We start from the raw sequence: 12,748 nt of genomic DNA on the forward strand, positions 1-12,748 counted from the left end.
ACGCCGCATGACCCGAGAAGCCGTGATCGTCGACGCCGTCCGCACCCCGGTCGGCAAGCGCGGCGGGCAGCTGCGCGACTGGCACCCGGTCGACCTGCTCGCGCACACCCTCACCCACCTCGTCGACCGCACCGGCGTGGCCCCGGACTCGCTGGCCGACGTGATCGTGGGCTGCGCCCTGCAACGCGGCGAGCAGACCGGCAACGTCGCCCGCACCGCGCTGCTCGGCGCCGGGCTGCCGATCGGTCTGCCCGGCACCACCCTGGACCGGCAGTGCGGCTCCGGTCAGCAGTCGGTCCATTTCGCGGCGCAGGGCGTGCGCTCCGGCGAGTACGACGTCGCGATCGGCGCCGGTGTCGAGTCGATGTCGCGGGTCGATCTCGGTCCGCTGTTCGACCCGAGCGGGCCGCGGGGCGAGTGGTACGGCGAGCGGGCGCTCGCCCGGTTCGAGGGCAACCTGCCTGCCCAGGGTCCGTCCGCCGAGCTGGTCGTCGCCAAGTGGGGCTACACCCGCGACCAGCTCGACGACTTCGCCGTCCGCAGCCACCAGCGGGCCGCCGCGGCGACCGACGCCGGGCACTTCGCGGCGCAGCTCGTGCCGCTGGAGGGCGTCGACGGCCCGATGACCCGCGACGAGGGCATCCGCGCCGCGCCCGACCGGCAGCGGATGGCCACGTTGACGCCGGTCTTCGACCCGGCGGGCGCGATCACCGCCGCGAACTCGTCCCAGATCAGCGACGGCGCCGCCGCGCTGCTCGTCGCCGACCGGTCGTACGCGGAGGCGGTGGGCCTGCGGGCGCGGGCGCGGATCGTGTCGATGGCGGTCGCCGCCGACGACCCGGTTCTGCAGTTCACCGCGATCCTCGCCGCCACCCGCGCCGCGCTCGACCGGGCCGGGCTGACGATCGTTGACATCGACCTGGCCGAGGTCAACGAGGCGTTCGCGCCCGTCCCGATGCTCTGGCGCGACGAGTTCGGCTACCCGGACGACCAGCTCAACGTGAACGGCGGCTCGATCGCGATCGGCCACCCGCTCGGCTCGACCGGCGGACGCCTGCTCACCCAGCTCCTCGACGAGCTGGAGCGTCGCGAGGCCCGCTACGGCCTACTCACCGTCTGCGAAGCCGCCGGCATGGCCAACGCCACCGTCATCGAACGCCTCCCCTGACCCCACCCGCGCACCGACGAAGGAGTCCCTCGTGCCGGCACCCACCCGCACCGTCGTGACCGGATACCCGTCCACGATGGGCGACGACGTCCAGCTCAACACCACCACCCTGATCCGGCACGCCGCCCGGACCCACGGCGACCGCGAGATCGTCTACCGGCTCCCGGACGGCGGCTGGGGCCGCTACACCTACGCCGACGCCTACGACCGCATCGTGCGCGGGGCGAACGCCCTGGCCGGCCTCGGCGCCGGCCCGGCCACCCGGGTCGGCATCCTCGACTGGAACAGCCGCCGTCACTACGAGCTCTACTGGGCGATCCCCGGTCTCGGGTCGGTGATGGTGCAGCTCAACCTGCGCCTGGGGCCCGAGGACCTCTCCTTCGTCGTCGCCGACAGCGGGACCTCGATCGTCTGCGTGGACGAGACGCTGCTGCCGGTCGCCGAGGCCGTGGCCCCGATGCTGCCCGACGTCACCGCGTGGGTCGTGCTGACGGACAAGCCGCTCGACCAGATCAGCACGACGCTGCCGAACGTGCACCACTACGAGGACCTCGTCGCTGCCGCGGCGCCCCGGATCGACTGGCCGGAGATCGACGAACGCTCCGCCTACGGCGCCTGCTACACGACCGGCACCACCGGCCGGCCGAAGGGCGTCTACTACTCGCACCGCGCGATCTGCCTGCACTCCTTCTCGCTCGCCACGAACATCGGCATGACCCTCGACGACTGCACGATGCTGATCACGCCGATGTTCCACGGACAGGCCTGGGGCCTGCCGCAGGCGGCCACCCTGACCGCCAACAAGATCGTCTTGCCGGGCCGGTACACGGCCGAGGACACCAGGCCGCTCACCGACGCGCTGATCGCCGAGGACGTGACCGTCACCAACGGTGCTCCCGCGATCTTCGGGCCGATGCTGGACTACATCCGCTCGCTCGAGGACAAGCCCGACCTGGGACGGCTGCGGATGATGTCGGGCGCGACCGAGCCGCCGCTGTCGTTGATGCGCGGCTTCGCCGAGCTGACCGGCGCGGAGATCGTGCACGCCTACGGCGCGACCGAGACCACGCCGCTGGTCACCATGAACCGGTACAAGCCGGGCGTGCGTGCCCGGCTGTCCGGTGACGACCTGCTCGAGCTCAAGCGCAAGCAGGGGCTCCCCGCCACCCTGGTCGACGTCCGGCTCGTCGACGCGGCCGGCGAGGACGTCCCGCACGACGGCGTCGCCCAGGGCGAGATCTGTGTGCGCGGCCCGTGGATCACCACGCGCTATCACAACATGGCCGATGCCGACGACCGTTTCACGGGCGGCTGGTGGCGCAGCGGCGACGTCGGCACGATCGACCCGGACGGCTACCTCAAGGTCACCGACCGGCTCAAGGACGTGATCAAGAGCGGCGGCGAGTGGATCTCCTCCATCGACATGGAGAACCTGCTGGCCGGCCACCCCGCCGTCGCCCAGGCGGCGGTCGTCGGGCTGCCGCACCCCAAGTGGCAGGAGCGGCCGTTCGTGCTCATCGTCCCGACCCCCGGGCACGAGGTGACGCTCGCGGACCTGCATGCGCACCTGTCGTCGGCGTTCGCGTCCTGGCAGCTGCCGGAGTCCTTCATCACGGTCAGCGAGATCCCCCGCACCAGCGTCGGCAAGTGCGACAAGAAGACCATCCGCACGACGTGGGCCGGTCACTACGGCGGTACCGATGACTGAGCAGCCCACCGAGACCCTGGTCTCCGCCGAGCGGCACGGCCCGGTCGCACTGCTCACGCTGGAGCACGTCGGGTCCTACAACGCGCTCGGCCGCGACCTGGTCGCCGAGCTGACCGGCCGGCTCACCGACGCGGCCGCCGACCCGGATGTGCGCGTCGTGGTCGTCACCGGCGCCGGCCCGGCGTTCTGCGCCGGCGCCGACATCGCCGAGGTCCCGGCCATGATCGGCGCCGCGCCGACCGACGAGCTGCCGTTCGACCGGCTCTTCGACGTCCTCACCGACTACCCGACACCGACGGTCGCGGCCGTGCGCGGCATCGCGTACGGCGGCGGGTGCGAGCTGGCGTTGGCCTGCGACATCGCGATCGCCGGCCATTCGGCCCGGTTCGCCGTCCCCGAGGTCAAGCTCGGGGTCATTCCCGGGGCCGGTGGCACGCAGCGGCTCGTGCACGCCGTCGGCAAGGCCAAGGCGATGCGCATGCTGCTGTCCGGCGACGCGGTCGACGCCGCATGGGCCTGCGACGCCGGGCTGGTCGCCGACGTGGTCGACGATGACGAGGTCGTCCCGGCCGCGATCGGGCTGGCCCGCCGCATCGCCGGGAACGCGCCGCGCGCCGTGGCACTCGCCGCGGACGCCGCCCGCCGAGCCCACGACCAGCCGCTGCGGGAAGGGCTGGCGACCGAACGCCACAACTTCCTGCGCGCGCTCGGCACCGACGACGCCCGCGAGGGGCTGTCCGCCTTCACCGCGGGCCGCACACCAGCCTTCACCGGCCGATGAGAGGGAGCATCCGATGATTCTCGACGACTACCGCGCCCCCTGGGCCACCCAGGAGCTCGACGACCTCCGCGGGCTCGCCCGCACCTTCATCGCGAAGGAGGTCGTGCCGAACCAGGAGCGCTGGGCGGCGGCGCACATGGTCGACCGCGAGTTCTGGCGGGCCGCCGGCCGGGCCGGGCTGCTCTGCATCAGCATCCCCGAGGAGTACGGCGGCGGCGGCGCGACGTTCGCCCATGAGGCCGTCATCGCCGAGGAGCAGGCCCGCGTCGGTGACGACGCCTGGGCCAACATGGTCCACAGCACGATCGTCGCGCACTACATCAACGCGTTCGGTACCGAGGAGCAGAAGCAGCGCTGGCTGCCCGGCATGGCCTCCGGTGACCTCGTCGGCGCGATCGCCATGACCGAACCCGGAACCGGCTCGGACCTCCAAAGCGTCCGCACCCGCGCCCGCCGCGACGGCGACCACTATGTGATCGACGGTGCCAAGACGTTCATCTCCAACGGCACCCACTGCGACCTGCTGGTCGTCGTCGCCCGCACCGGGGACGACGAGGGCGGCAAGGGGCTGTCCCTCATCGTCGCCGAGACCGAGGGCCTGGAGGGCTTCGAGCGCGGCCGCGTGCTGGACAAGATCGGCCAGCACGGCCAGGACACCCGGGAGCTGTTCTTCTCCGGCATGCGGGTCCCGGCGGGCAACCTGCTCGGCACCCAGGGACGCGGCTTCGCACAGCTGATGCAGCAACTGCCGCAGGAACGACTGATCATCGCGGTGGCCGGCGCCGCGGCCGCCACCGCGGCAGTCCGCGAGACGATCGCCTACGTGAAGGAGCGGGAGGCGTTCGGTCAGAACCTGATGAGCTTCCAGAACACCCGCTTCGTGCTCGCCGAGTGCGCCACCGACGCGACGGCCGCCCGCAGCATGGTCGACGGGTTCATCCCCCGCCACATGGCGGGCGAGCTGGACGCCGCGTCCGCTTCGATGGCGAAGTTCTTCTGCACCGACGTGCAGAACAACGTCGTCGACCGCTGCCTGCAGCTGTTCGGCGGGTACGGCTACATGAACGAGTACCCGATCGCGCGCATGTTCACCTCGGCCCGCGTGCAGAAGATCTACGGCGGCACCAACGAGATCATGAAGGAGCTTGTTGCCCGGTCCCTGTGAGAAGGCCGTCCACCAGATGGAGCGTCGATATCCCACGAGAGGAACCCCTACCGGGACACCCCCGCCCCGGCCAGCGCCGAAGCATCGGCCCAGTACGAGGTGTCCCGTAAGCCTGGTTCGGTGAATAGTTCCGGTGAGGGGGCCATAACCGGCAGACTGCCCCGGTGACCGGACTGCTGATCGGCTACGCCCGCTGCTCCACCGACGCCCAGGACCTCACCGCTCAACGCGACGCCCTCACCGCGCTCGGCGTCGCGACCGAGCGGATCTACGTCGACCACGGCCTCACCGGCACGAACCGCGCCCGGCCCGGGCTACGCGAAGCCCTTGCCGCATGCCGCGCCGGCGACACCCTCGTGGTCACGAAGCTTGATCGCCTCGCCCGCTCGGTGCCCGACGCCCGTGCGATCGCCGACGAGCTCACTGCCGGCGAGATCAAGCTCTGCATCGGCGGCTCGGTGCACGACCCCACCGACCCAATCGGCCGACTGCTGTTCAACGCACTCGCCATGATCGCCGAGTTCGAGGCCGATCTCGTCAGGATGAGGACACGAGAGGGTATGAAGGTCGCCAAAGCCAAGGGCCGGCTGCGCGGCAAGCAGCCCAAGCTCTCGCCGCGGCAGGAAGCGCACCTCGTCTCACTCCACGCCGCCGGCGAGCACACCATCAGCGAGCTCGAGGAGCTCTTCTCCGTCACCCGCTCCACGGTCTACCGAGCGCTCTCCCGCGCTCGCGCGAAGGTGGTCTGATCCGACCGGCTCGGCCGTTACCTTGCACTTCGGGCCGTCGCCAACTGCGGTCTCCCGCGCAACCACCATCCGCAGCTCAAGAGGCTACTCAGCTATATCCGCCCGATTTTCGGCGAGAACTACGGCGACCCCGACTCCTCGAGCGACCGCACGGGTCCACGCTACTCACCCACTGCTTCAGTACAGGTCTGTACTAATCCAGTACAGGTATATACTATTGTGGGGGTGAGAGTCTCCGTAGACGAACTTCGCCCGGACGTCGCCGCCTGGCTGGGCAGGTTCGAGACCACCGTGACCGAGGTGGAGGCGGAGCAGCTCACCGCGGCGTTCGACCGCGTCCTTGCCCGCTACCCGAGTGTCGACCAGGCAGAAGAGCGAGAGCTCGCGCTACTGGGAGTCAAAGGCGTGGTCCTGCGCGAGCAGTCGCTGGAGCAGGTCGGCACGGCATGGCAGCAAGCCCGAGACGCGGAGCGGGCGGCGATGTACCGACTCACTGGCGCCATGCTGGCGACCACCGAGGGGTCGGAGTACCGCCTGGCGACGCGCGCCGGGGTGCACCGCTCGACCGTGCGGAAGGCGCTGGGCAAATGAGAGGGCACCGCCGCGAGCTGGCCCACAGGGACCCGTCTGACCGCGCGAGGAGACCCTCATGAGCAGTATCCGCCCGAGCCCCGCGCCCGTCTGCAGCGACACCGGTCCTCCCTACCGATCCGGACGAGGCATGGCTACGCCGATCGCGTGCTGCGGCCGTCGGTGGGCCGGCGCTGACCGCGCCCACTGCTGTCGGCGACACCGCGGCTGCGGGCACGTGTTCGACGATGCTGACCTGTGGGACGCCCACCGCCCCCGAGGCCGCTGCCTCCCGCCGGACGAGCTAGGACTGGTCTTGACCAGCGAGAACGTATGGGTTCGGGTCCTACTCAGCCCTAGCCCCTGAACTGGTAATCCCCGGCGCGGCATCTCCCGGCGTCGCCCGAACACGCGTCGGGATGCTCGAGCCTGGACAAAGCCAACGGCTACCGCTGGCGCCGACCCACGTGTCTGGCACACCCACCCAGGAGGCACCCAGTCATGACCGCGACAAGCTCTGACCCGCGGGTGAACCCGCACCACCCCGAGCACGTGCACGACTGGCTCGGCCAGTACAGCGACAGCGGCCGCTATGAGGGCGACACGTGCCGCTGTGGAGCGACCCGATGACCGGACGCGCCACTCAGCCGATCCCCGTCGCGGTACTTCCAGACACCGGCATGGTGTACCGGCAGATGGATGACGGCGCCTGGTATCCGCTCGATGTGGACACCCCGACCGGTGCGGTCGCGCTGCACGACTGCGATGCTGCCGCGCTGGTCCGGTACGCCCCCGTCGCGGCGAGCGCCGACCCGGCCAGGCCTGATCTGACCGTGCACGATGTGCTCGCCACGCTCAGGGAATGGCTTGACGCCACCCCGGCCAACTCTCAGTACGGGGACGCGCTCCGGGACGTGATCGCGTTGGCGGCCCCGGCCAGCGGCCCGGAGTACGCAATCATCGAAACGAACCGCGGAGACGGCATCGAGTACCCGGTCGCGGAGCGGAACACGAACGGGACGACCGGGTGGCGGGTCGGCGGCGAACTGGTGCCGGACTCGATCCGACGCGACCCGGCCCCGGCCGTCGACCTGTCGTGGCCCGTCGACAGACCCGACCCCATCGTGGTCGCCGCGGACGGCGAGCAGATGGCGCAGGCGTTCGACGAGTCGACTGCCCTGCTGATCGCGAACGCCGTCAACGCCTACCGCGCCGGGGGTTCCTCTCCCGCGAGCACGGACGGAGGCCAGTGATGGTCGACAGGCTCGAGGTAGTGGCTCAGCTCAGCATGGCGGGGTCGAACTCGGCGCCGGTGGAGTACAGCAGGCTGTAGGTCAGGAGCACGCCCTCGTGGTCCAGGGCGCCTTGCTGGAGCCATTGGTCGGCCACTGCCGGCCACCCGCCCTGTTCGTCGGCGAAGGTTGCGAACAGCCCGGTCAGTGTCTCGGCGACCTCGGTGTAGTGGTCCGGGCTGGATACCCAGCGCTGGAGCACTGTCGCGATCGTGTCCGCGGCCGCGGTGTCGTAGCGGCTTTCCTTGTTCTTGTTCGCCCACAGCTGCAGCTCGAAGAGCCGGACAGCTTCCCAGGAGCCGGGGCGGCCCGCGGCGAGCTGCCGCCGGGTCACCTCGTAGCTGTGTGGGGCCGCGAGGCCTCCGTTTCCCTCGCGCAGGCGTCCGAAGGCGATCTGCACGGCGACAGCCGTCGTGTACGCGGCTTTGCGTCCGGCGACCGTCCACGCTCGACGCAGCTCGGCCACGTCCGCCTCGGTTGGGGGCACCACCGGCCGCAGCGGCCCGCACTGCTCGGCGAGCTCCCCCGGCGTCAGGAGCCGCTGCGCCTGGTAGTCGCTGGCGTCCCGATACCCCAGGGGCCCGCCCAGGCCGCCGTCGTTGGTGAGCATCCAGCCGCGGTGCTCAGCATCCACGACGCGGGAGGGCAGCTGCTCGTCTGGCATGGCGGGGAGTGTGCCAGCCCGCACCGACGAGTCCGCGCGATGGAGCTCCCCCTGCTCATCAGGCAGCTCTTGGCTCGCACCGGTGGCGGTTACCACGCTCGCCAGAGTCGAACACCTGTGCGATTCTGGGGTGGTGGTGAATGAGTCTCCGGCCCAGCGGCGGGCGTCCCGGCTGCGGGAGAACAAGCGGCGCTGTCACGAGGCGGCCGGGGTGCTGCGGCACCGGGTCAATCAGGGCCTGTACGCCGGGATGCGTGGCACGACGGAGGGGTATGCGCTGGCTGCGCTGCTCGAGGCGGCGGGGTTCGAACTCGACCGCCTGCCGCAGATGACCGCGCGCGCGACCCTGGCCAGCGTCGACGAGCTGCTCGACGATGCCCCGACCAAGCCCGGGGCGGTGGCACCGCTCACGGCCGGCGAGGGGTTCTGACGGGATCTGCGCATCGACGCTCCGCAGGAGCACTCCCCCTGACCGCGCACGCGGGCGATCAGCGGGTTGGGCCTGGTCCGCGGCGCCGCTGTGCGGCAGTCGGCGACGGTGCGGTCGCGGTGTCGGGTCCGGTGCTTGGGCGCCGTGGTGGACGTCCGGCGGTGGGAGGTCGGTGCAGCCTGCGTACGGCCACTGCGGGGTGTGTCAGGTCGCGGTTGTTCTGCCGGAGCAGCTCGGGTGCCTGGTAGGCGGCGAGACGTTCGGCGGAGGGGGTGAGGAGGTCGGCGGCGAGTTGCTCGACGTGGTGCAGGCGTGGTCGCAGGTCCTCGGCGAGGGTCGTGCGCAGCTGGTCCTGGACGACTTCGTAGTTGCGGATCTCCTCGGCGTCGAGGGGCCGGTGCCGCTCGATCTCGATCGCGTGGGCGAACCCGGGCGGCCGGCGCCATGCGCCGCGTTCATCCAGCTCGTTCACATAGGCGGGCCCCTGTTCGTCGACGGTGCGCCGATACACCGCGACCACGTCTGCGGCCTGGCGCTCGTCGATCAGGCGTGCGGTGTCGACGATGCCGCGGTAGGAGCGTTCCGCGTTCTCGGCGACGGTCAGTCGCCCGGCTCCGCGCTCGTTGACCTGTTCTTGGTAGCGGTGCAGCACGCCCTGCAGGCTCTGGCTCTCGTGGACTCCGAGGGCCAGAACGGCGATGCGGTAGTCGGCGGCGCGGTAGGCGGCCAGCGTGTCGAGGGATTCCTGCGGGTCCTGCGCGGTCTCGTGGAAGACCGCGTTGAGTCGATGCTCGCGCACGTACTGCTGGACTCGGGCCATCCAGGCACGGCCGTCTGCCCGCGTGGCTGCCGCCATCAGCTGGTCGTCGGTGGCCATCAGCTCGTGGTAGTCGGGATGGAACGGCTTGTAGAGGTTGAAGCGCCCCGGCTTCAGTGGAGGCTGGGTTCTCCCGAGATTGGATCTTCTCGGGCGGTGTCGTGAGCGTAGTAGTTCTGTTCGTACTCGACCGGCGGGATGTTGCCGATCATGGAGTGCAGCCGGTTGGTGTTGAACCAGTGCACCCAGGAGGCGGTGACAAGCTCGAGGTCCTCGACGGTGCGCAGCGGCCCGTCGCGGCGCACGCACTCGGACTTGTAGAGCCCGATCAGCGACTCGGCCATCGCGTTGTCATACGAGTCACCGATCGAGCCGATCGAGGCCACCGCGCCGGCCTCGGCGAGCCGGTCGCCGTAGCGGATCGCGGTGTACTGACTTCCGGCGTCGGAGTGGTGGATCAACCCCTCAAGTCGACCATCAGCGGTCTGACCTGCATGCTCACGGGTCCACAGCGCCATCTCCAGGGCGTCGAGCGGGAGCTCGGTGGGCATCCGCGCGGCGCAGCGCCACCCGACGATCCGCCGGGAGTACACGTCGGAGACGAACGCGGTGAACACCGTCCCCGACCATGTCGGCACGTAGGTCAGGTCCACGACCCAGAGCTGGTTGGGCCGCGCCGCGGTGAAGTCCCTGTCGACCAGGTCCGGGGCCCGCCCGGCGTGCTGGTCGGGCCGGGTGGTGATCGTGGGCTGACCGCGGCGCACGCCGCGCAGCCCGAGCTCGCGCATCAGTCGTTCCACGGTGCAGCGCGCGACCGGCTCGCCGCCTTGGCCGGTGACGCCGTCGCGGCGCAACTGGTGCCACATCTTGCGGGCCCCGTAGAGCCCGCGGCCCTTGTCCCGGTCGAAGAAGGTGGCCTCGATCGTCTCGGCCAGCGCCGCGTCGTGCAGCGCCCGCCGCGACGGACCCCGCTTCTTGTGCGCGTAGTAGCCGCTCGGGGCGACCGCGATGCCCTGCGCGCACAGGGCAGCACAGATCGGCTCGACCCCGAAGCGGCGCTTGTGCTGATCGATGTAGGCCACGATCAGCGGATATGGCGGTCGAGCTCCGCCGCCGCGAAAAACGCCGACGCGGTCTTGAGGATCTCGTTCGCCCGCCGCAGCTCGGCGTTCTCCCGCCGCAGCCGCTTGAGCTCCTCGGACTCTGCAGTGGTCACACCCGCGGCCAGACCGTCGTCGATGTCGGCCTGTTTGCACCAGCCGCGCAACGTGTCGGGGAGGATCCCCAACTGCGGGCCGATCCGCTTGCACGCCGCGTTGACCGAGAGCCCCGGCTCTTGCCGGCGTGCTTCACGGACCATGCGCTGGGCGCGCTCGCGCATCTCGTCGCTGAACTTCCTCGGTGCCGGCACGATCTCCACCTTCCCGTGGGATCAGAGCCTCCACCACATCCGGGGCGCTTCAGGTCGCTGTCGATCTCGACCACGCCGCCCTCGGAGGCCAGCTCTGCCCGGATACGGGCCGCGTGCGCCGACTTCCCGGCACCGGGTTGGGCCATGAGCACGATGAGCAGGGGCTGGTCCTGCGGTTCGAACCGGGCCAGACGCAGTGGAACGATCTCCTCGCGGAAGACTCGCTCGTTCTCCTCGGCCGAGAGCCGGTAGTGGGCCAGGTCGTCGTGCTCGGGGTTCACCGGAGTTCGGCCCGCAGTCCGTCCAGCACGTGGCGGTAGGAGCTGCGTACGGCCGCGATCTCGGACTCCTCGCCCGGGTCCAGGGTGCGCTGGCGCTGGTCGCAGTCGGCGATCTGTGCGCGCAGCTGGCGGATCCGTTCCGGGTCGGGCCGGCTGCTCGCGCGTTCATGGTTGAGCAGGGCGACGTAGCAGCCGATCACGTCGTTGATGAGTTCCTGGGTCGCTTCGTAGGCGACGGCGACGTTGCTGTCCCAGGTGTGCGGGGGAAGCTTCTTCACCACTTCCTCGGCAGTGGTCGGCCGGGTCGGTCTCGTCAATGCGAACTCCCATCCCGCCGGTGCATGCGGCGGCTCAGTGTAGCGAGGAAACGCTGGTGCTCGGGTCGAAGCAACGAGCTGGTCATTGGGCGGGTAGGTCGTAGGCGAGGGTGAATCGGTCGCCGAGCATGGTGATGTTGTTGACCTCGACGACGCGTTCGGTGGTGAACGCCCGGCGGGTCAGCCGGAACACCGCGGTGCCGGCGGCGACGCCGAAGGTCTCGGCTTCCTCGACGTCGGCTTGCCCGATGCGGACGGTCTCTTCGAAGCGGTCGAGTTCGTGTCCGGCTTCCTCGAGGCGGGCGTAGATCCCGCCGGGGCCGGAGTCTTCCTCGTGCATCTCGGGGGTGGCGAGCGCGGAGGGCAGGTAGCTGGTGGCCAGTTGCACGACTTCGAATCCGGCGGACATGGTGCGGTCGCGGACGAGCAGCTCCTCGCCGGGGTCGATGTCGAGCTGGTCGGCGAGTGTGTCGGTGGCCGGTTCGGTGCGGACGGTGACCTCGCAACGCGGGGTCCAGCCGCCGGTGTGGGCGTCGGTGGTGAACGCGCCGCGGCCGGCGGCACGTTCGGCGCGGCTGAGTCGGTTGCGGGCGGAGCGCAGCATCGGCCGCTGTGCGCGGGCGTAGACCCCGGAGCCGCGTTTGAGCTCGACCAGGCCCTCGGCGCGCAGGATCTCGACCGCGTTGCGCGCGGTCATCGGCGACACGTGGAAGCGCTCGGTCAGCTCTGCCCGGCTGGGCAGGGGCACCCCCGGGGGATAGTCACCGGCCAGAATCGACGCGCGCAGCTCGGCAGCAATCTCCCGTGTCCGGTTCGGCCGTTTCGCCATACCCCAACCGTACCCGTATAGCCAACTTGCGCGTGGTGGGCATCCCGAGGCCCGCGTGTCGACTTCAGTCGATCCGGTCACGGGGGCCCCGTATCGGCCTGCGAGGCCTTTACCCGAAACGGCTCGGCCGGAGCAGATCACGCATCGCGGCCACGGGATCAGAGCAGGAGTGAAAAGCAACTCTGCCATCCTGACGCAATGAGTTTCGACCCGCCTGCAGACGCGGCCTGTTCCCATCACCCGCAATCCGAGGTGCTCGGTCGACTGCTGTTCGCGATTCGTGGCAGCGAGCTGAGCAACTGTCAGCTGGACTACTGGCCCGCCATGTCGGGGGGCGTCGTCTTGGAGTGGTCCGAGGGCCCGAACGCCAGGGAGGCGCGCGCAGCGCTGATGAGCGATCTCGTCGACAGCGGCAGCGTGGCGCTACGGGCAGACGACCTGACTCTCGATCCGGACCGGCTGGCGCAGTCCGGCGAGAACGTCGTGCACATGCGTGTCGATGATGTCCCTGTGGAGTTCCGGGCGCGGGTTCCGGTCGGCTGGTCGGCCTTCGTGGAGAACAACCG

Annotated in this window: 15 protein-coding genes, 1 pseudogene and 1 other annotated feature; of the genes and pseudogenes, 10 read left to right on the top strand and 6 right to left on the bottom strand. The window is 70.4% G+C overall.

All coding sequences use genetic code 11. From position 1 onward, the window contains the following. Nucleotides 1-7 precede the first annotated feature (7 nt). The 8 genes from AC0GKK_RS28580 (at nucleotide 8) to AC0GKK_RS28615 (ending at nucleotide 7,394) form a co-directional block, all read left to right on the top strand. Nucleotides 8-1,168 carry a thiolase family protein gene (locus tag AC0GKK_RS28580; RefSeq protein ID WP_161152137.1) on the top strand — a complete coding sequence of 387 codons (1,161 nt, stop codon included), beginning with the start codon at nucleotides 8-10 and terminating at the stop codon, nucleotides 1,166-1,168. A 76-nt stretch (nucleotides 1,169-1,244) separates the two neighbouring features. Then, entirely contained in the window at nucleotides 1,245-2,876 is a 1,632-nt protein-coding gene (locus AC0GKK_RS28585; protein WP_161152158.1) for a long-chain-fatty-acid--CoA ligase, read from the top strand. After that, on the top strand, nucleotides 2,869-3,657 hold the full coding sequence (locus AC0GKK_RS28590) for an enoyl-CoA hydratase/isomerase family protein (RefSeq protein WP_161152136.1): 789 nt from the start codon (nucleotides 2,869-2,871) through the stop codon (nucleotides 3,655-3,657). The genes AC0GKK_RS28585 and AC0GKK_RS28590 overlap by 8 nt, the downstream gene beginning before the upstream one ends. Nucleotides 3,658-3,670: 13 nt before the next feature. Continuing rightward, on the top strand, nucleotides 3,671-4,822 hold the full coding sequence (locus AC0GKK_RS28595; RefSeq protein ID WP_161152135.1) for an acyl-CoA dehydrogenase family protein: 1,152 nt from the start codon (nucleotides 3,671-3,673) through the stop codon (nucleotides 4,820-4,822). 164 nt (nucleotides 4,823-4,986) lie between these two features. Further along, the gene (locus tag AC0GKK_RS28600; protein ID WP_010227564.1) at nucleotides 4,987-5,571 is read left to right on the top strand and encodes a recombinase family protein; all 585 of its coding nucleotides are present in this window, start codon (nucleotides 4,987-4,989) and stop codon (nucleotides 5,569-5,571) included. Nucleotides 5,572-5,796: 225 nt separating this feature from the next. Next, nucleotides 5,797-6,162, top strand: a complete 366-nt coding sequence (locus AC0GKK_RS28605; protein WP_345651124.1) for a hypothetical protein — start codon at nucleotides 5,797-5,799, stop codon at nucleotides 6,160-6,162. 130 nt (nucleotides 6,163-6,292) lie between these two features. Beyond that, the gene (locus AC0GKK_RS28610) at nucleotides 6,293-6,508 is read left to right on the top strand and encodes an FDXHR family putative zinc-binding protein (protein ID WP_425571687.1); all 216 of its coding nucleotides are present in this window, start codon (nucleotides 6,293-6,295) and stop codon (nucleotides 6,506-6,508) included. A 259-nt stretch (nucleotides 6,509-6,767) separates the two neighbouring features. Next, entirely contained in the window at nucleotides 6,768-7,394 is a 627-nt protein-coding gene (locus AC0GKK_RS28615; RefSeq protein ID WP_357439985.1) for a hypothetical protein, read from the top strand. A gap of 25 nt (nucleotides 7,395-7,419) precedes the next feature. Here AC0GKK_RS28615 and AC0GKK_RS28620 read toward each other — a convergent pair whose 3' ends face one another. Next, entirely contained in the window at nucleotides 7,420-8,097 is a 678-nt protein-coding gene (locus AC0GKK_RS28620; RefSeq protein WP_357439988.1) for a hypothetical protein, read from the bottom strand. Nucleotides 8,098-8,227: 130 nt separating this feature from the next. Here AC0GKK_RS28620 and AC0GKK_RS28625 point away from each other — a divergent pair, with 130 nt between their 5' ends. Next, on the top strand, nucleotides 8,228-8,527 hold the full coding sequence (locus AC0GKK_RS28625) for a hypothetical protein (RefSeq protein WP_489884241.1): 300 nt from the start codon (nucleotides 8,228-8,230) through the stop codon (nucleotides 8,525-8,527). 58 nt (nucleotides 8,528-8,585) lie between these two features. Here AC0GKK_RS28625 and AC0GKK_RS28630 read toward each other — a convergent pair whose 3' ends face one another. The 5 genes and pseudogenes from AC0GKK_RS28630 to AC0GKK_RS28650 form a co-directional block, all read right to left on the bottom strand. Then, nucleotides 8,586-9,461 carry a zeta toxin family protein gene (locus tag AC0GKK_RS28630; RefSeq protein ID WP_489884246.1) on the bottom strand — a complete coding sequence of 292 codons (876 nt, stop codon included), beginning with the start codon at nucleotides 9,459-9,461 and terminating at the stop codon, nucleotides 8,586-8,588. Continuing rightward, nucleotides 9,458-10,725 (bottom strand): IS3 family transposase gene (locus AC0GKK_RS28635; protein ID WP_489884242.1). Its coding sequence is split into 2 segments (ribosomal slippage): nucleotides 9,458-10,456 and nucleotides 10,459-10,725, totalling 1,266 coding nucleotides; the frame shifts between segments, so codons are not numbered across the junction. Before AC0GKK_RS28635 ends, AC0GKK_RS28630 begins: the two co-directional genes overlap by 4 nt. Next, nucleotides 10,340-10,471, bottom strand: a sequence feature (AL1L pseudoknot). (Overlaps the previous gene by 132 nt.) 86 nt (nucleotides 10,726-10,811) lie before the next feature. Then, nucleotides 10,812-11,036, bottom strand: a pseudogene (locus tag AC0GKK_RS28640) (zeta toxin family protein); the annotation flags it as partial. Next, nucleotides 11,033-11,314 (bottom strand): hypothetical protein, encoded by a 282-nt coding sequence (locus AC0GKK_RS28645; RefSeq protein WP_337826953.1) that lies wholly within the window; start codon nucleotides 11,312-11,314, stop codon nucleotides 11,033-11,035. The pseudogene AC0GKK_RS28640 and the gene AC0GKK_RS28645, both read right to left, overlap by 4 nt. Nucleotides 11,315-11,435: 121 nt before the next feature. After that, nucleotides 11,436-12,263, bottom strand: coding sequence for a GntR family transcriptional regulator (locus tag AC0GKK_RS28650; RefSeq protein WP_489884243.1), 828 nt, complete (start codon nucleotides 12,261-12,263; stop codon nucleotides 11,436-11,438). Between the two features lie 117 nt (nucleotides 12,264-12,380). Here AC0GKK_RS28650 and AC0GKK_RS28655 point away from each other — a divergent pair. Then, a partial coding sequence (locus AC0GKK_RS28655) for a hypothetical protein (protein ID WP_489884244.1) occupies nucleotides 12,381-12,748 on the top strand: 368 nt, incomplete at its 3' end.

The sequence above is a fragment of the Pseudonocardia sp. P-1 genome (genome assembly GCF_058111925.1).